A 17,131-nucleotide genomic window follows, 5' to 3' on the forward strand; every position below is an offset into this window, starting at 1 on the left:
TTTGGGGTTGAAATGGGTGATTCAGCGGTACTGTTCGCGGCAGAAGCGCACGATGCGTTCGGCGGCTTCCAGGCATTCGGCGGGTTCGGCCACCAGGGCCATGCGCACGCGGCCGGCGCCGGGGTTGGCGCCACCACTGGCTCGCGCCAGGTAGCTGCCGGGCAAAACGGTCACATTGTATTGAGCCAGCAGTTCCCGGGCGAAGGCCTCGTCGGCGCTCAGGCCGGCCACCTTGCCCTCGAACGAGGCCGGCACGCCGGCCCAGAGGTAAAAGGCCGCATCGGGCAGCGCCACATCCAGCACCTCGGCCAGCATGGGTGTGACGGCGGCGAACTTCTCGCGGTACTGGCGGCGGTTGTCGATCACATGCTCCTCGTCGCCCCACGCGGCCACGCTGGCGGCCTGCACGGCCGGGCTCATGGCGCCGCCGTGGTAGGTGCGGTAGAGCAGGAAGCTCTTGATGAGCGCGGCATCCCCCGCCACGAAGCCGCTGCGCAGGCCGGGCACGTTGCTGCGCTTGGACAGGCTGGTGAACATCATGAGGTTCTTGAAGTCCGGACGGCCCAGTTTCACGGCGGCTTCAAGGCCGCCCAGCGGCGGTTCGTCGCGGAAATAGATCTCGCTGTAGCACTCGTCGGACGCGATCACGAAGCCGTGGCGGTCGCTCAGCTCGAACAGCTTCTGCCACTCGTCCAGCGGCATCACGGCGCCGGTGGGGTTGCCGGGCGAGCAGACGAAGATCAGCTGCGTGCGCGCCCAGACCTCGTCGGGCACGCTGTCCCAGTCCACCGCGAAGTTGCGCGCCGGCACGCTGGGTACGTAGAAGGGCTGGGCGCCGCCGAGCAGGGCCGCACCTTCGTAGATCTGGTAGAACGGATTGGGAAAGGCCAGCGTGGCGCCGGGCTTTGAGGCGTCCAGTACCGTCTGTGCAAACGAGAACAGGGCCTCGCGCGAACCGTTCACCGGCAGCACCTGGGTGGCGGCGTCGACGGGGACGCCATAGCGGCGCTGCATCCAGGCGGCGCAGGCCTGTCGCAGGGCGGGTTCGCCGGCGGTGGCCGGGTAACCGGTCAGGCCGGTGTCCAGCGCGGCGGCCAGCGCGTCCTTGAGCATCTGCGGCGTGGCGTGTTTGGGCTCGCCGATGCCCAGGCTGATGGGACGCAGGTCGGGGTTGGGCGTGACGCCCGCGAAGAGCCGGCGCAGCCGTTCGAAGGGGTAGGGCTGCAGGCGGGAGAGCAGGGGATTCATGGGCCGCGATTATCGGCCATGGCCTGCGGCCCGCCGGCTGCAGGTCTTACTGTTTGGGCAGTCCCAGCTTGCTGATCATGGCGCCCCATTCGTCGTGGGTTTTCTGCACGAGCGCGGCGAATTCCTGCGGTGTGTTGCCGCCCGCCTCGTAGCCGCCATCCCGGTAGAACTTGGCGACTTCGGGCATGGCCAGCACCTTCACCAGCGCATCATTGAGCTTCTTCACGACGGCGGGCGGCATGTTGGCCGGGCCGAAGAAGCCAAGCCAGCTGGGCAGGTCCATGCCGGTGTACCCCTGTTCGGCAAACGTGGGCACGTCGGGCAGGGCGCTGACGCGCTGGGACGCCGCAATGGCCATGATCTTCACCTTGCCGCTCTGTGCAGCAATGATCGCGGAGGGTGCGGAATCGAACATGTACTGGACCCGACCTCCGATCAGGTCCTTGGCCGCGTCGGAGCCACCCTTGTAGGGGATGTGCACCGAGTCGATCTGGGTCTGACGGGTGAACGCCTCACCGTAGATGTGCGACGAGGTGCCCAGTCCGAAGGATGCATAGCTGGTCTTGCCGGGATTCGCCTTGATGTAGGCGACCAGTTCGCGCACGTTGTTCGCCGGCACGGAGGTGCTCATCGACAGCACCAGCGGGCCCCGCCCGCCCACCGACAGCGGGGTGAAGTCCTTGAACGGGTGGTAGGGCACCTTGGCAAACATGTGGGGGTTCTGCGCAAAGGTGGAGGATGGCGAGTACATGAGCGTGTAGCCATCCGGTGCGGCGCGGGCGACCTCGCTGGCGGCGAGCATGGTGCTGGCGCCTGGCCGGTTGTCCACGACCACATTGGTGCCCAGCACCTCGCCGAGCTTCTGGGCCACGGTGCGGGCCTGGGCATCGGTGCCGCCACCTGCGGTGAAGCCCACCACCAGGCGGATCGGACGGTCTTTTGTCGGGAAATCCTGGGCGAATGCGGGCAGCGTGCTGCCGGCCAGTGCGGCGGCTGCCAGCAGCGTCACGACCTGACGGCGTGTGCGCGAGGCCGTACGAGAAGGGGTGGTGGGGCCAAGTTCGGGCATGTTGTCTCCTGTTGTGGTTGCGATGAAAATGGACTGTATATCCATAAAACACTTTCAGTAAGCGTGTTTTATCGGTGTTAACCCTTATAAACGCCTATTTGGATTGTAAAAATGAAAACACAGTCCATAATTAGAGCAACCAAGGAGAAGATATGAAAGTGCAGACCCTCACGCGGACCGACGAACGCTTCCTCACCTCGGATGTGTTCGATCGCGACCAGCGGGTGGCGCGGCCGGATCACGGCACCTGGGACGAGCCCGGGCGGCGCATCCCGATTTACCACCGTTGTGGTGTGCTGGTCGTGGGTGGGGGGCCTTCGGGTACCGCCGCCGCCGCCTCCGCCGCCGCCGCCGGTGCCGACGTGGCACTTCTGGAGCGCTACAACCACCTGGGCGGGCTGTCAACCGGCGGGCTGGTGATCTGGATCGACCGCATGACCGACTGGGAAGGGCAACTGGTTGTGCGAGGTTTCGCCCAGGAGGTGTTCGAGCGGTTGCCGGCGGATGCCATCGCCGGGCCGACCCGGGAGGACTGGGGGTCCCAGGAGCCCGACAAGGCGGGCTACTGGTCGCACCGCACGGCGGGCTTCCACGGCGTCGTGACCTGGTCGCCCACCATCGACCCCGAGCGTCTGAAACTTCTGTCGCAGGAAATCGTGATCGAGCGTGGCGTCAAGCTGATCTACCACTCATGGGCCGCGCTGCCCATCGTGGATGAAAAGGGGGTCGTCAAAGGCGTGGTCTTCGAGAGCAAGGAAGGGCGCATGGCCATCATGGCCGACGTGGTGGTCGACGCCACCGGCGACGGTGATCTGTTCGCGCGCGCCGGTGCGGCGTTCGTCAACGACATCGAACAGGCCGACGTGCACCACTGCATGAACACCTCCTGGCTGTTCGGGGGCGTTGACATGAACCGCTGGATCGACTTCAAGACTGGGCGACCCGACGATCACGCGGCCTTCATGGCCCGAGGTCGTGAGCAGCTCAAACTGTTCGAACGCCCGTTTGTGTCCTGGCGCAACGACATCGCGCTGTTCATGGGGCCGCGGCAGTCGGGGTACTCGGCGCTCGATGTGGACGATCTGACGGCGGTTGAAGTGCGTTCGCACCGGGCGATGGCCGCCCATCTGGACTATTTCAAGGCACACGCGCCGGGCTTCGAAGACGCCTATCTGCTGCAAAGCGCGCCGCAGATCGGCGTGCGCCACGCGCGCCGGCTGGTCGGCACGGACGGCGTCTGGCGCCACCGCTGGCCCGAGGGGCGTGCGCTGCCCGACGAGGTGGCGGTTTCGCCGGCGGTCTCGCCCAAATTCCCCAACATCTCCGTGCCCTACGGTGCGCTGGTGCCCGAGAAGCTCGACGGGCTGCTGGCCTGTGGCCGCCACATTTCCTGTGACCGCAATTCGCACGGATTCATGCGCGAGATTCCGCAATGTTGGCTGACCGGCCAGGCCGCCGGAGTGGGGGCCGCGCTGGCGGTGCGCCACGGCGTCGCACCGCGCGCGGTGGACATCGGTGCCTTGCAGGCCGAGTTGTTGCGCCAGGGGGTGTATCTGCGACCCGGCGCGGCCGCGCAGCCCGAGCCGTTGGTCGCGTCGGCGTGAGCGCATCCTCATGAAGGCACCTCTTATATTGGCGGGTTTCCAGGAGGAGACCACCATGGCGAACGATCGTCCAGGCATCCACGACGCGCCGCGAGCCGAGCGTCCCGATACCGTGTCCGCGCTGGAGCGTGGCATTTCTGTGTTGCGCTGTTTCTCTGAGGAGCGGCCAGTGCAGGGGTACGCCGAGCTGGTGCGCATGACGGGCATTCCCAGGCCCACGCTCAACCGCATCGTCGGCACCTTGCTGGGGGCTGGCATGCTCAAGAACGCGCCCATGGCCGACCGTTTCATGCTGGGGCCGGGGGTGGTGTCGCTGGCGCGGGTCTTTCTCGGTAGCCTGGACGTCCGGGGCGTGGCCAGGCCCCATCTCCAGGCACTGGCGGAGGAGGTGGGCGTGTCCACCTATCTGGCCGTGCGCGACGGCATGGAGATGGTGATCATCGAGGCATGCCGTCCGCGCTCGTCGATGCTCACCGCGCGGCTGGACGTGGGCTCGCGCGCACCACTGCCGGTGTCGGCGCTGGGGCGGGCCTTCCTGTCGGCCATCGACGATGCACAGCGCCAGCAGCTGATCGACTCGCTGCGGCTGTTGCGCGGCCCCGAATGGGACAGCGTGGCCCCGGCCATGCACCGTTCGATCGACGAAGCCCGGCGGCTGGGCTACTGCCTGTCGCTCGGCGAATTCCACCGCGAGATCAATTCGGTGTCGGTGGCGCTGTACGGACCGTCCGGCGAGGTCATGGCGCTCAACTGCGGTGGCGCCGCGTTCATGTTCACCGAACAGCGCCTGCGCGAAGAACTGGCGCCGCGCCTGCGGGCCATTGCCAAAGACATCGCACAGGCCATTGGCGGGCGCGTGCCCGAACTGCGGCCGTCCTGAGGCGGCCTGCGACCACCCACGATACGGAGACCTCATGCAACTGAGCGACGAAGAGAAAGCCATGTACGACGGCCGCGACGGGCCGGCCGTTCAGAAGGCGATGGACCTGCTGGTGCGCTACGGTGAAGCGCTGGATGCCGAGTGCCTGGTGCAGACCCGCAACGTCTGCGCCACCATCACCTCGACCACCCCGTTCCAGCGCGAGTTCGCGCTGGCCAAGGGCGGCATGGACGCGGTGTTTTCCGAGTTCAGCCTCGACAGCCAGGAAGTGGTGCAGATTCCGAAGTTCAAGGTCTTCACCAGCCATCTGCAGCTGGGCTTCGATCCCGGTCAGCCCGAGCGCATGGGCGTGAACGAGGAGACCGTGCGGTTCTATGAGCAGAGTGAGCGCCACGCTGCCGGTCTGGGCGCCCAGATCATGAACACCTGCACCCCGTATCAGGTGGGCAACATTCCCACCCGCGGCGAGCACTGCGCATGGATGGAGTCGTCCGCGGTGGTCTACTGCAACTCGGTGCTGGGGGCGCGCACCAACACCGAGGGACGCGAGAGCTGTGGTGCGGCGATGCTGACCGGGCGCATTCCCTACTGGGGCTATCACCTTCCCGAAAACCGATACGCCACACACCTCGTGGAACTCGACATCGAGGTCGAGTCGGTGCAGGACTGGGGACTGCTGGGCTACTTCATCGGCGAACATGTGCAGGATCGTGTGCCGGTGCTGCATCGGCGAGGGGGGCTGGAGCAGGTGCCCAACCTGCCGCGCCTCAAGCACTTTGGCGCCGCCGCCGCGTCCTCGGGCGGGGTGGAGCTTTTCCACATCGCCGGCATCACCCCTGATGCCCTGACGCTGGAACAGGCGCTTGGGGGGCGGGCGCCGCGCGAAGTGCTGCGCTACGGTGAGGCCGAGCGCCGCCTCGCTTACGAGAAGCTCAACATGACCGCGCAGTCGGCCGAGATCCAGTACGTCATGCTGGGCTGTCCGCACTACACGATCGAGCAGATCTGGGAAGCCGCGCAACTGCTGGAAGGACGGCGCGTGCATCCGGACTGCGAGCTTTGGATCTTCACGCCGCGCGCCATCAAGGCGCTGGCCGACCGCAACGGTTACACCAAGATCATCGAAGACGCCGGCGGCATCCTCATGTCCGACAGCTGTTCTGCCATGAGCCGCGCTGTGCCCAAGGGCACCCGGACGGTGGCACTGGACTCGGCCAAGCAGGCGCACTACCTGCCCGCCATCCTCGGCGTGCAGGCCTGGTTCGGCACCACGGCGCAATGCATCGACGCGGCATGCACCGGCCGCTGGCAAGGAGGACTGCAATGAGCACCGAAACACCGTCCCTGGCCCCGCCCAGCGAACCAAAGGTGATCGTCATCCACGGACGCAAAGTGGTGGGTGGCATCAGCGAAGGCGAGGCGCTGGTCACGCGCGACCACATTTCAGGCTGGGGCGGCATCGACCCGCGCACCGGCAGCGTGATCGAAACCCGCCACGAACTGCGGGGACAGAGTTTTGCCGGCAAGGTGCTGGTGTTCCCGGGAGCCAAAGGCTCCTCGGGCTGGTCGGCCATGTTCCACATGACCCGGTTGCTCAAGACCGCGCCGGCGGCGTTCCTGTTCAATGAAATGACCACCAAGATGGCACTGGGCGCCGTGGTGACCCATGCACCGGCCATGACCGGGTTCGATCGAGATCCGCTCGATTGCATCGAGACCGGAGACTGGGTGCGGGTGGACGCCGAAGCCGGCGTGGTGGAAATCACCAAGCGCGGTTGAGGCGGGGCGGGGCGCCGCGCCCTTGGGCGCCAGGGCGGCTGGGGTAACATTTCGGGCCTGTATCCGATCACCGACTGGGGCCCCTTTGCGTCTGAATTCCATCAAGCTGTCCGGCTTCAAATCGTTCGCCGAGCCGACCAATTTCATGCTGCCGGGGCAGCTGGTGGGCGTGGTGGGCCCGAACGGCTGCGGCAAGTCCAACATCATGGACGCGGTGCGCTGGGTGCTGGGCGAGAGCAAAGCGTCGGAATTGCGTGGCGAGTCCATGCAGGACGTGATCTTCAACGGCACCAACAACCGCAAGCCGGCCAGTCGCTCCAGCGTGGAGCTGGTGTTCGACAACAGCGACCACCGCGCCGGCGGCCAGTGGGGCCAGTTCACCGAAATCGCGGTCAAGCGCGTGCTCACGCGCGACGGCACCAGCAGCTACTACATCAACAACCAGCCGGTGCGCCGCCGCGACGTGCAGGATGTGTTCCTGGGCACCGGCCTGGGGCCGCGCGCCTACGCCATCATCGGCCAGGGCACGATCAGCCGCATCATCGAATCCAAGCCCGAGGAACTGCGCCTGTTCCTCGAAGAAGCCGCGGGCGTCTCCAAATACAAGGAGCGCCGGCGCGAAACCGCCAACCGACTGGCCGACACGCGCGAGAACCTGACCCGGGTCGAGGACATCCTGCGCGAGCTCAACGCCAACCTCGACAAGCTGGAAAAGCAGGCCGAGGTGGCGGCGCGCTACCACGAGCTGCAGTCCGGCGCCACGCTCAAGCAGCACCAGCTCTGGTTCCTCAAGCGCGCCGAAGCCGAAGCCGACCAGGTCAAGGTCAAGAACGATGCGGCCCAGGCGGTGAACGATCTGGAGTCGCGCACCGCCGACCTGCGCCGTGTGGAAAGCGAGCTGGAAACCATCCGCCAGGCGCATTACGCCGCGGGCGACCAGGTCAACCAGGCCCAGGGCAAGCTCTACGAGGCCAGCGCCGAGGTGGGCAAGCTCGAAGCCGAGATCCGTTTCGTGGTCGAGGGCCGCCAGCGCGCCGAGCAGCGCCTGACACAGCTCAAGGAGCAGATTGCTTCCTGGTCGACCCGCAGCCAGGACGCCGCCGTCGAGCTGGAGCAGCTGGCGGAAAACATCGTCGCGGCCGAGGAGCGCTCGGTCGAGCTTGCAGCGCAAGGCGAGGAGCAGTCCGGCAGCCTGCCGTCACTGGAAGACGCGCTGCGCGCCGCGCAGAACGCCGCCAACGAGCAGCGCGGCAGCGTCACCCAGGTGCAGCAGCAGATCCAGGTGCTGGCCGCCGAGCAGCGCAACATCGAGGAACAGAGCCGCCAGCTCAACCAGCGGCGCGAGCGGCTGGTGGCCGACCGCAACGCCCTGGCCGCGCCCGATGAGGCCCGACTGGCGCAGTCCCAGGCGGCGTTCCAGCAGGCCGAGCAGGCCGCCGAGCTGGCCGAGGCGGTGCTGCACGAACTGCAGGAGAGCGTGCCCGAGCTGGACGAACAGCGTCGCGCGGCGCAGCTCGCGGTCAACCAGGAGTCGGCTAGGCAGTCCGACCTGTCCGCCCGGCAGGAAGCGCTCAAGGCCTTGCAGGAGAAGGTGCGCACCGACGGCAAGCTCAAGCCCTGGCTGGCCAAGCACGGGCTGGACGGCCTGCAGGGCCTGTGGAGCCGCATTCATATTGAGCCCGGCTGGGAAAACGCCCTCGAATCCGCCCTGCGAGAACGGCTGAGCGCGCTGGAGGTCTCTCGCCTGGAGATGGTGCGCGCCTTCGGCAACGACGCGCCGCCGGCCAAACTGGCGTTTTACAGTCCGCCTGCTGCGGACGTGCCCGCGCCGGCCCGCGCCGGTCTCAAGCCATTGGCCGACTGGCTGCGCCTGAACGACGCCGGGCAGAAGGCCTTGCTGGCCGACTGGCTGCAGGGCTGCTGGACCGCCGCGAGCCTGGACGAGGCCATGGCGCTGCGCAGCCAGCTGCAGGCCGGCGAAGCCCTCTATGTGCCGGCCGGCCATGTGGTCACGGCGCACAGCGTCAGCTTCTACGCGCCCGACAGCGAACAGGCCGGCCTGCTGGCCCGCGCCCAGGAAATCGAGAACCTCGACAAACAGCTCAAGGCCCAGGTGCTGATCGCCGAACAGGCGCGCGCCGCGCTGGCGCGCGCCGAAGCGGCCTACACCGACGCCTCGCAGCGCCTGGTGGCCGCGCGCCGCGAGGGTGCCGAGACCCGCACCCGCGCGCACGAGCTGCAGGTCGAGATGCTGCGCCTGACCCAGCTGGCCGAGCAGACCCGCGCCCGCAGCGAGCAGATCGCCGCCGACCTCGCCGAGGTCGATGGCCAGCTCGACGAGTTGCAGGAGCGCCGCGTCACCGCCGAAGCGCGCTTCGAGGAACTGGACATGCAGCTGGCCGACAGCCAGGAGCGCCACGCCCAGCTGGACGACAAGGTGATCGCTGCCGAACGGGCGCTGAACGATGCGCGCGAACAGCAGCGCGGGCTGGAGCGCCAGGCGCAGGAGGCCACCTTCACGCTGCGCAGTCTTCAGGCGCGCCAGGGCGAGCTGCAGCGCTCGCTGGAGACTGCCGGGACGCAGGAAAAGGCCTTGGCTGACGAGGCCGCGCGCGCCGCCGATGAATTCGCCCGCCTGGACGACGCTGCCGCCCAGGCCGGCCTGCAGTCGGCGCTGGCCATGAAGCTGGAGCGTGAGCAGGCGCTGGGCGCACTGCGCAGCCAGTACGACGACCTCACCGCCAAGCTGCGCGCCAGCGACGAACACCGCCTGAAGCTGGAGCGCGAGCTCGACCCGCTGCGCCAGCGCATCACCGATTTCCAGCTCAAGGAGCAGGCCGCGCGCCTGGGCGTCGAGCAATACAGTCAGTTGCTGGCCGAGGCCCAGGCCGACCTGGCCGCGGTGGCGCAGAGCATCACCGAAGGCAATGTGCGCCTGGCCGGCCTGCAGTCCGAAATCGACCGTTTCCACCGAGAGATCCAGGCCCTGGGCGCGGTCAACCTGGCCGCGCTGGACGAGCTGACCGCCGCGCGCGAGCGCAAGACCTTCCTCGACGCCCAGTCCAAGGACCTGATCGAGGCGATGAACACGCTGGAAGACGCGATCAAGAAGATCGACGCCGAGACCCGCGACCTGCTGGGCAACACCTTCAACACCGTCAACGAGCACTTCGGCCGCATGTTCCCCGAGCTGTTCGGCGGCGGCAACGCCAAGCTGGTGATGACCGGCGAAGAGATCCTGGACGCCGGCGTGCAGGTGCTGGCACAGCCACCGGGCAAGAAGAACCAGACCATCCACCTGCTCTCGGGCGGCGAGAAGGCGCTGACCGCCATCGCCCTGGTGTTCGCCATCTTCCAGCTCAACCCGGCGCCGTTCTGCCTCCTGGACGAGGTGGACGCGCCACTGGACGATGCCAACACCGAACGCTACGCCCGCCTGGTGACCAGCATGAGCAAGCAGGGTACGCAGTTCCTGTTCATTAGCCACAACAAGATCGCCATGGAAATGGCCGAGCAGCTGATCGGCGTGACCATGCAGGAACAGGGGGTCTCGCGCATCGTGGCGGTGGACATGGAATCCGCCGCCGGTATGCTCGAATCCGCCTGAGGCCATCCCCCACCACCGCCGATTTCCACCCATGAGCACCCTGCAAATCAGCCTGGCCATCGTCGGCGGTCTTGTTCTCGCGGGCGTGGTCGCCTACAACGCCTGGGTCACGCGCCGCAGTGCCCCCCGCACCGCCCGGGGCCTGCCCGAGGCCGACCTGTCGCACGATGATGCGGGCGCGGACACCGTGCCGGTGGGCGAGTCCGAACCCGTGGCGGATCGCGCGGTGGGCGACGGCGAGCGCATCGAACCCGTGCTGCGCGACGAGCCGGTGGAAGCGGTGTCGGTGCGCGAAGAAGTGCGGCCCGTGCCCTCGGTGGCGGTCACGCTCAACCACGTCGTCACCACGCCGGACAAGCGGCCCGGGCTGGATGCGCTGATCGACGTCATCGCCCCCCTGCAGCTCGATGGCGAGGTCTCGGGCGATGCCGTGATCGCCGCCCTGCCGGGCACGCGCCGCGTGGGCAGCAAGCCGTTCGCGGTCGAAGGACTGGTCGAAGAGGGCGGCGAGTGGGAGGCGCCCCGGTTGGGGCAGCGCTACAAGGCCCTGCAGGTGGGTGTGCAGCTCGCGAACCGCGCTGGCGCCCTGAACGACATCGAGTTCTCCGAGTTCGTGATGAAGGCCCAGGCCTTTGCCGACGCCATCGGCGCCATGCCGGACTTCCCCGACATGCGGGCCGAGGTGGCGCGGGCCCGCGAGCTGGACGCCTTCGCCAGCGGCCACGACGCGCAGCTGGGTTTCACGCTGCGCGCGCGCCGCGCGGCCTGGAGCCCAGGCTATGTGTCGCAGAACGCCGCGCGCTTCGGTTTTGTGGCGGGCGTGCTGCCCGGCCGCATGGTGCTGCCCGGCAGCGCCGCGGGCCAGGCCCCCATCCTCAGTCTGTCGTTCGATCCGCAGGCGGCCATGGCCGAGGACCCGGAGCAGAGTGCGCTGCGCGAGATCAACCTGTCGCTGGAGGTCACGCACGTGCCCCGCAGCGAGCAGCCTTTTGTGCGCCTGCGCCAGGCCGCCTCGGCATTGGCCGAGGCCATGGACGGTGTGGTCACCGACGACGCCGGCCAGCCACTGGGCGCCGACACCATGGACCAGATTGGCGCCGACCTCGAGTCCCTCTACGACGCGCTCGACAGCCACGACCTCTCCGCCGGCTCACCGCAGGCGCGACGCCTGTTCTCCTGATGACACCTGACCTGTTTGCCGCCGAGCCCACGCCGGCGGAGCGCGCCGCGGACTTGCGCGCGCAACTGCACCACCACGCCCACCGCTACTACGTGCTCGACGCGCCTGAGATCCCCGACGCCGAATACGACCGACTGTTTCAGGAGCTTCAGGCGATCGAGGCCGCGCACCCCGAACTGCTGACCGCTGACTCGCCGACCCAGCGCGTGGGTGGCAAGATTCTGGACGGACTGGTGCCGGTGCGCCATGCGGTGCCCATGCTGTCGATCCAGACCGAGACCGACACCACCGCCGCGGGCGCCGAGGCCTTCGATGCGCGCGTGCGCCGCGAACTGGGTCTGCCCGTGGACGCGTCCGCGGTCGAGTACGCCGCCGAGCTCAAGTTCGACGGCCTGGCGATCAACCTGCGCTACGAGCACGGCGTGCTGGTGCAGGCGGCCACACGTGGCGACGGCGAAACCGGCGAGGACGTGACACAGAACATCCGCACCATCGGGCAGATTCCGTTGATGTTGGCCCCCTCGCTCCCCGCTTCGCGTGGTTCGCTGCCCCCCGAGGGGGCGCGTTTCGCCTTGGGGCGGCCCGGCGGCGAAACCCACGGCGCTATTCCAGAAGTGCTGGAGGTCCGCGGCGAGGTCTACATGCGCCGCGACGATTTCGAGCGGCTGAACGAGCGCCAGCGCGAGAAGGGCGAGAAGACCTACATCAACCCGCGCAACACCGCCGCCGGCGCGGTGCGCCAGCTCGACCCGGCGATCACGGCGCAGCGCCCGCTGTCCTTCTTCGCCTATGGCCTGGGCGAGGTGCGCGGCTGGACCCTGCCGGACACCCACAGCGGCCTGCTCGAAGCCCTGGCCGCCTTCGGTCTGCCGGTGTGCGCCGACCGCTGCGTGGCGCAGGGCGCGGCCGGGCTGGTGGCGTTCCACGCGCAGATCGCCGCGAAGCGCGACGCGCTGCCGTTCGACATCGACGGCGTGGTCTACAAGGTCAATTCGCTCGCGCTGCAGCGCGAGCTGGGCTTCAAGACCCGCGAGCCGCGCTGGGCGGTGGCGCACAAGTACCCGGCGCAGGAGCAGCTGACCACGGTGCTGGCCATCGACGTGCAGGTCGGCCGCACCGGCAAGCTCACCCCCGTGGCCAAGCTGGCCCCCGTGTTCGTCGGCGGCGTGACGGTGACCAACGCCACGCTGCACAACGAGGACGAGGCGCGCCGCAAGGACGTGCGCATCGGCGACACGGTGATCGTGCGCCGCGCGGGCGACGTGATCCCCGAGGTGGTGGCCGTGCTGCCCGAGAAGCGCCCCGAGGGCGCGCTGGTGTTCACCATGCCGCAGGTCTGCCCGGTCTGCGGCAGCGCCGCCGTGCGCGAAGAGGGCGAGGTCGACCACCGCTGTACCGGCGGTCTGTTCTGCGGCGCACAGCGCAAGCAGGCCATCCTGCACTACGCCCAACGCCGTGCGGTGGACATCGAAGGCCTGGGCGACAAGCTGGTGGAGCAGCTGGTGGACGCCGACGTGGTCAAGACCCTGCCGGACCTCTACCGCATGGGCCTGATGGCCCTGGCCAACCTGGACCGAATGGCCGAAAAATCGGCACAGAACGTGCTGGACGCGTTGGAAAAGTCCAAGCACACCACGCTGCCGCGCTTCCTGTTCGGCCTGGGCATCCGCCACGTGGGCGAGGCCACCGCCAAGGACCTGGCGCGCCACTTCGGCAACCTCGACGCGATCATGGACGCCAGCGAGGAACAGCTGCTGGAGGTCAACGATGTCGGCCCGACGGTGGCGCAGAGCCTGCGGACCTTCTTCGACCAGCCGCACAACCGCGAGGTGGTCGAGCAGCTGCGGGCCTGCGGCGTGCACTGGGAAGAAGGGGCACCCGCCGAGCGCGCAGCCCAGCCGCTGGCGGGCAAGACCTTCGTGCTGACCGGCACCTTCCCCACGCTCAGGCGCGAACAGGCCAAAGAGATGCTAGAAGCCGCGGGCGCCAAGGTGGCCGGCTCGGTGAGCAAGAAGACCGACTACGTGGTGGCCGGCGAAGAGGCGGGTAGCAAGTTGGACAAGGCGCGTGAGCTGGGCGTGGCGGTCATCGACGAAGCCGGGATGCTGGCCTTGCTGGCTACTTGAACTTGTAGTGGTCGCGGTTGAGCACCGCGGCCACTGCCGTCACTTCTTCGGGAAACAGGCCCAGGTTCATCTGGGTGTTGCACATCTCGACCATGCCGCGCAGCAGGCCAGCGTTGTTGAACTTGCCTTGCGGCTTGTAGATCGCGCTGCCGTCGCCGCCCACCTTGCTGGCGTGGCACTGCGCGCACTTGTGTTCGGCGATGAGCTTCTCGCCCAGCGCCAGGTCGGCGCCCTTGAATATCTCGGCGCCCTGGGCGAAGACGGCGCCTGAGAACGCCAGGGTGGCCAAAGCGGTGCCAATCGGCGCGAAGTTCATGGGTCCTCCTGACAACGTGGTGGCAGCAATTACAGGGGTGGGTATCTCTGCCCACTCTAGCTGCGCCACAATCGCGCGCCACCCGGGCAAAACCCCAATACCGCCGCTTTCTCATGGCCATTCACACGATCCTCAAGATGGGCGACCCCAGGCTGCTGCGGATCGCCCAGCCCGTGCAGACTTTCGACACCCCCGAGCTGCACCAGCTGGTGGCCGACATGGAAGAGACCATGGCTGCCGCGAACGGTGCCGGCCTGGCGGCACCGCAGATCGGCGTGGACCTGCAGGTGGTGATCTTTGGAACCGGCGCGCCCAACCCGCGCTATCCGGATGCGCCCGTCGTGGCGCGCACGGTGCTGATCAACCCTGTCATCACCCCGCTGGGCGGTGAAGAGGAGGAGGGCTGGGAGGGTTGCCTCTCGGTGCCCGGGCTGCGGGCCGTGGTGCCACGCTGGCGGCGCATCCGCTACCAGGGCTTCGCTGCCGACGGCAGCCGGCTGGAGCGGGAGGTGGAGGGTTTCCATGCCCGGGTGGTGCAGCACGAGTGCGACCACCTGATGGGCACGCTGTATCCGATGCGCGTGCGCGACTTCACCCGCTTCGGTTTCACCGAGGTGGTGGCGCCGGGCGTGGCAGAAAACGAAAAAAACTGAAACAAAAAGTCCTCGGAAGCGGGCTGCGGCTTCGCTATGCTCGATTCTTTTGTTGCGCTGCAACGCGGCGTTTCGTCTGAATGCAAATGAAACCACTTCTTGTTCTGTTGAGTGCGCTGGGTCTGAGCGCCTGTGCCGGCATGGGGCCACCGCCCGAGCGCAGTGTGCAGATGGTGGAGTCCAGCCTGCCCAAGGCCTGGTTCGCACCCGCCGTGCCCCACCAGGGCCAGACCGCCTCGCTGGTCGACTGGTGGTCGCGCCTGGGAGACCCCCGGCTGCCGGAGCTGATCGGCCAGGCCCAGCAGGGCAGCGCCAGCATCATGGCGGCACGGGCCCAGTTGTTTGCGGCGCGTGCGGCACTGGCCGGCGCCGACAGCGCCACGCTGCCCCAGGTGGGATTGACGGCGGGCGCCTACCGCGGCGTAGACGCCAGCGCCCCGCTGGGCACGGGCATGAACGTGGGCCTGCAGGCCTCGTGGGCGATCGACCTCTGGGGCCAGAACGCCTCGTCGGTGCGCCAGGCCTCGGCCCAGGCGAACGCCGCACAGGCCGGCTGGCACGAGGCCCGGGTGCTGATGGCGGCCGAGACGGCGCGGCTGTACCTGGGCTGGCGCTCCTGCCTGGCGCAGAAGGCCGTGATCGACAGCGACCGCGCCTCACGCAGCATCACCGCGCAAAGCGCCGCAGACACCGAGCGCGCCGGTCTGCTCGCGCCGGCCACCGCGGCGCTGGCGCGGGCGGGCCAGGCCGACGCTGAGGCGCGGCTGGCGCAACAGCACCGCCAGTGCGAGCAGCAGTTCAAGGCCATCGTGGCGCTGGTGGGTGCCGACGAGCCGGCTCTGCGCGAGCGCCTGGGGGCCAGCGGCGCCTTGCCCGATCCGACTGCGGCCAGATCGGCACTGGCGGTATCGGCCGTGCCGCTGGAAGTGATCCGCCAGCGGCCCGACGTGGCCCGCGCGCAGCAAGAGCTGGTGGCCGCTGCCGAGGGCGTGGGTGTGGCCCGCGCCGCGCTCTGGCCCAGCCTGAGCCTGAGCAGCAATGTGCTGCGCAACCGCTTCACCACCGGCGGAGAGAGCACCACGTTCAACTCCTGGTCGGTCGGTCCGCTGGCGCTGAACTTGCCGCTGATCGGCCGCGGTGGCCTGAACGCGTCAGCCGACGCCGCCGCTGCGCGCTACGAATCGGCAGCAATCGGCTACGCCAATGTGCTGCGCCGCGCCATCGCCGAGGTCGAGCAGTCGCTGGTGGCGCTGGACACGCTGCGCACCCAGCTGGTGGCCAGCCAGCAGGCCGTGGCGGGCTACACCCGTTCGTTCGAGGCCACCGAGGCGCGCTACCGCGTCGGCCTGGCCAACCTCAACGAGCTGGAGGAGGCCCGCCGGCTCAAGCTCAACGCCGACAGCGGCGCCGTGGCGCTGCAGCTGGACCACCTGAACACCTGGATCGCCCTGTACGTCGCCCTGGGCGGCGGTTTTGACCCCCAGATCGCGCCGGAAGCGGTGCGCCAAGCCTCATGAAGAAGACCATGCGCCACTCGTCTGCCCTGTCCCCGGTCCGCCTCCCGGCCATCCTGCTGCTGTCCTCCGTGCTCGCCGTGGCCTGCGGCGGCAGCGACAAGCCCGCTGAGGGGGCGGCTGCCGCCAGCCAGGCGGCGGCCGCGGCCGATGGCGCCGCACCCGCCGCACCCAAGCCCGCGATGACGGTGAGCACCGCCAAGCCGGAAACCGCCAGCCTGGCCCTGCAGCTGCAGGCCAACGGCAACATCGCCGCCTGGCAGGAGGCCAGCGTCGGCGCCGAGGTGCCGGGCCTGCGCCTGGCGACGGTGAATGTGAACATCGGCGATGTGGTGAAGAAGGGCCAGGTGCTGGCCACCTTCGCCCGCGAGACCACCGAAGCCGAGAGCCTGCAGGGCAAGGCTGCGCTGATGCAGGCCGAGGCCGCGGCCGAGAGCGCCAAGGCCGACGCCGACCGGGCGCGCTCGATCGAGAACACCGGGGCGCTGTCCAAGTCGCAGATCGCCCAGTACCTGACGCAGGAAAAGGTGACGCGGGCGCAGTTCGAAGCCGCCAAGGCCGCCTACGCCGCCAGCCAGGTGCGCCTGGGCAACACCCAGGTGCGCGCGCCGGACGACGGCGTGATCTCGGCCCGCACGGCCACGGTGGGTGCGGTGGCCGGCGCCGGGCAGGAGCTGTTCCGCCTGGTGCGGCAGAGCCGCATGGAGTGGCGCGCCGAGGTGACGCCGGCCGAGGTCGGCCAGGTCAAGGTGGGCCAGAAGGTGGAGGTCACGGCGGCCAGCGGCCTGACCGTGGCGGGCACGGTGCGCGCTATCGCGCCCACGGCCGATCCGCAGACCCGCAACGTGCTGGTGTTCGCCGATCTGCCCAAACACGCCGAGCTCAAGGCTGGCACCTTCGCGCGCGGCCAGTTCCAGATCGGCAGCAGCCAGGCGCTGACCGTGCCGGCGCAGGCCATCGTGGTGCGCGACGGCCACAACTACGTGTTCGTGATCGGTGCCGACAGCAAGGCCGGGCAGCGCAAGGTGGACACCGGGCGCCGCGCGGGTGACCGCGTGGAGGTGCTGCAAGGCCTGAAGGCCGACGAGACGGTGGCGGTGCAGGGTGCCGGCTTCCTCAACGAGGGCGACCTCGTGAAGATCGCGCAGTGAAGGA

13 protein-coding genes are annotated in these 17,131 nt (G+C 68.6%); 10 read left to right on the forward strand and 3 right to left on the reverse strand.

All coding sequences use genetic code 11. The features are described 5' to 3' along the window. Window positions 1-21 precede the first annotated feature (21 nt). Window positions 22-1,248, reverse strand: coding sequence for a succinyldiaminopimelate transaminase (gene dapC, locus BC358_RS10925; RefSeq protein WP_079365821.1), 1,227 nt, complete (start codon window positions 1,246-1,248; stop codon window positions 22-24). 46 nt (window positions 1,249-1,294) lie between these two features. Further along, window positions 1,295-2,317, reverse strand: a complete 1,023-nt coding sequence (locus BC358_RS10930) for a tripartite tricarboxylate transporter substrate binding protein (protein ID WP_079365822.1) — start codon at window positions 2,315-2,317, stop codon at window positions 1,295-1,297. Window positions 2,318-2,475: 158 nt separating this feature from the next. Here BC358_RS10930 and BC358_RS10935 point away from each other — a divergent pair, with 158 nt between their 5' ends. The 7 genes from BC358_RS10935 to ligA all read left to right on the forward strand — a co-directional run bounded on the left by BC358_RS10935 (window position 2,476) and on the right by ligA (window position 13,493). After that, window positions 2,476-3,921: an FAD-dependent oxidoreductase gene (locus tag BC358_RS10935; RefSeq protein ID WP_066160396.1), complete on the forward strand. Its 1,446-nt coding sequence runs from the start codon at window positions 2,476-2,478 to the stop codon at window positions 3,919-3,921. Window positions 3,922-3,976: 55 nt separating this feature from the next. Beyond that, a complete protein-coding gene (locus BC358_RS10940; RefSeq protein ID WP_066160356.1) occupies window positions 3,977-4,801 on the forward strand; it encodes an IclR family transcriptional regulator in 825 nt (274 codons plus the stop codon). Window positions 4,802-4,835: 34 nt separating this feature from the next. Then, a complete protein-coding gene (locus BC358_RS10945) occupies window positions 4,836-6,128 on the forward strand; it encodes an aconitase X catalytic domain-containing protein (protein WP_066160354.1) in 1,293 nt (430 codons plus the stop codon). Beyond that, the gene (locus BC358_RS10950; RefSeq protein ID WP_066160351.1) at window positions 6,125-6,580 is read left to right on the forward strand and encodes an aconitase X swivel domain-containing protein; all 456 of its coding nucleotides are present in this window, start codon (window positions 6,125-6,127) and stop codon (window positions 6,578-6,580) included. Before BC358_RS10945 ends, BC358_RS10950 begins: the two co-directional genes overlap by 4 nt. 85 nt (window positions 6,581-6,665) lie before the next feature. Next, on the forward strand, window positions 6,666-10,187 hold the full coding sequence (gene smc, locus BC358_RS10955) for a chromosome segregation protein SMC (protein ID WP_079365823.1): 3,522 nt from the start codon (window positions 6,666-6,668) through the stop codon (window positions 10,185-10,187). A gap of 31 nt (window positions 10,188-10,218) precedes the next feature. After that, a complete protein-coding gene (locus tag BC358_RS10960) occupies window positions 10,219-11,367 on the forward strand; it encodes a cell division protein ZipA C-terminal FtsZ-binding domain-containing protein (protein WP_079365824.1) in 1,149 nt (382 codons plus the stop codon). Further along, the gene (ligA, locus tag BC358_RS10965; RefSeq protein ID WP_079365825.1) at window positions 11,367-13,493 is read left to right on the forward strand and encodes an NAD-dependent DNA ligase LigA; all 2,127 of its coding nucleotides are present in this window, start codon (window positions 11,367-11,369) and stop codon (window positions 13,491-13,493) included. Before BC358_RS10960 ends, ligA begins: the two co-directional genes overlap by 1 nt. Here the strand turns inward: ligA and BC358_RS10970 are convergent. Continuing rightward, window positions 13,486-13,809, reverse strand: a complete 324-nt coding sequence (locus BC358_RS10970; protein WP_066160341.1) for a hypothetical protein — start codon at window positions 13,807-13,809, stop codon at window positions 13,486-13,488. The genes ligA and BC358_RS10970 overlap by 8 nt on opposite strands. Before the next feature lie 113 nt (window positions 13,810-13,922). Here BC358_RS10970 and def point away from each other — a divergent pair, with 113 nt between their 5' ends. From def to BC358_RS10985, 3 genes are all read left to right on the forward strand, one after another. Beyond that, window positions 13,923-14,462: a peptide deformylase gene (gene def, locus BC358_RS10975; protein ID WP_079365826.1), complete on the forward strand. Its 540-nt coding sequence runs from the start codon at window positions 13,923-13,925 to the stop codon at window positions 14,460-14,462. An 86-nt stretch (window positions 14,463-14,548) separates the two neighbouring features. After that, a complete protein-coding gene (locus BC358_RS10980; protein ID WP_179130053.1) occupies window positions 14,549-15,979 on the forward strand; it encodes an efflux transporter outer membrane subunit in 1,431 nt (476 codons plus the stop codon). Continuing rightward, window positions 15,976-17,127 carry an efflux RND transporter periplasmic adaptor subunit gene (locus BC358_RS10985; RefSeq protein ID WP_243721562.1) on the forward strand — a complete coding sequence of 384 codons (1,152 nt, stop codon included), beginning with the start codon at window positions 15,976-15,978 and terminating at the stop codon, window positions 17,125-17,127. The genes BC358_RS10980 and BC358_RS10985 overlap by 4 nt, the downstream gene beginning before the upstream one ends. Window positions 17,128-17,131: the final 4 nt, after the last annotated feature.

It is taken from the genome of Hydrogenophaga sp. H7, assembly GCF_002025745.1.
GTDB classification, from domain to species: Bacteria; Pseudomonadota; Gammaproteobacteria; order Burkholderiales; family Burkholderiaceae_C; genus Hydrogenophaga; species Hydrogenophaga pseudoflava.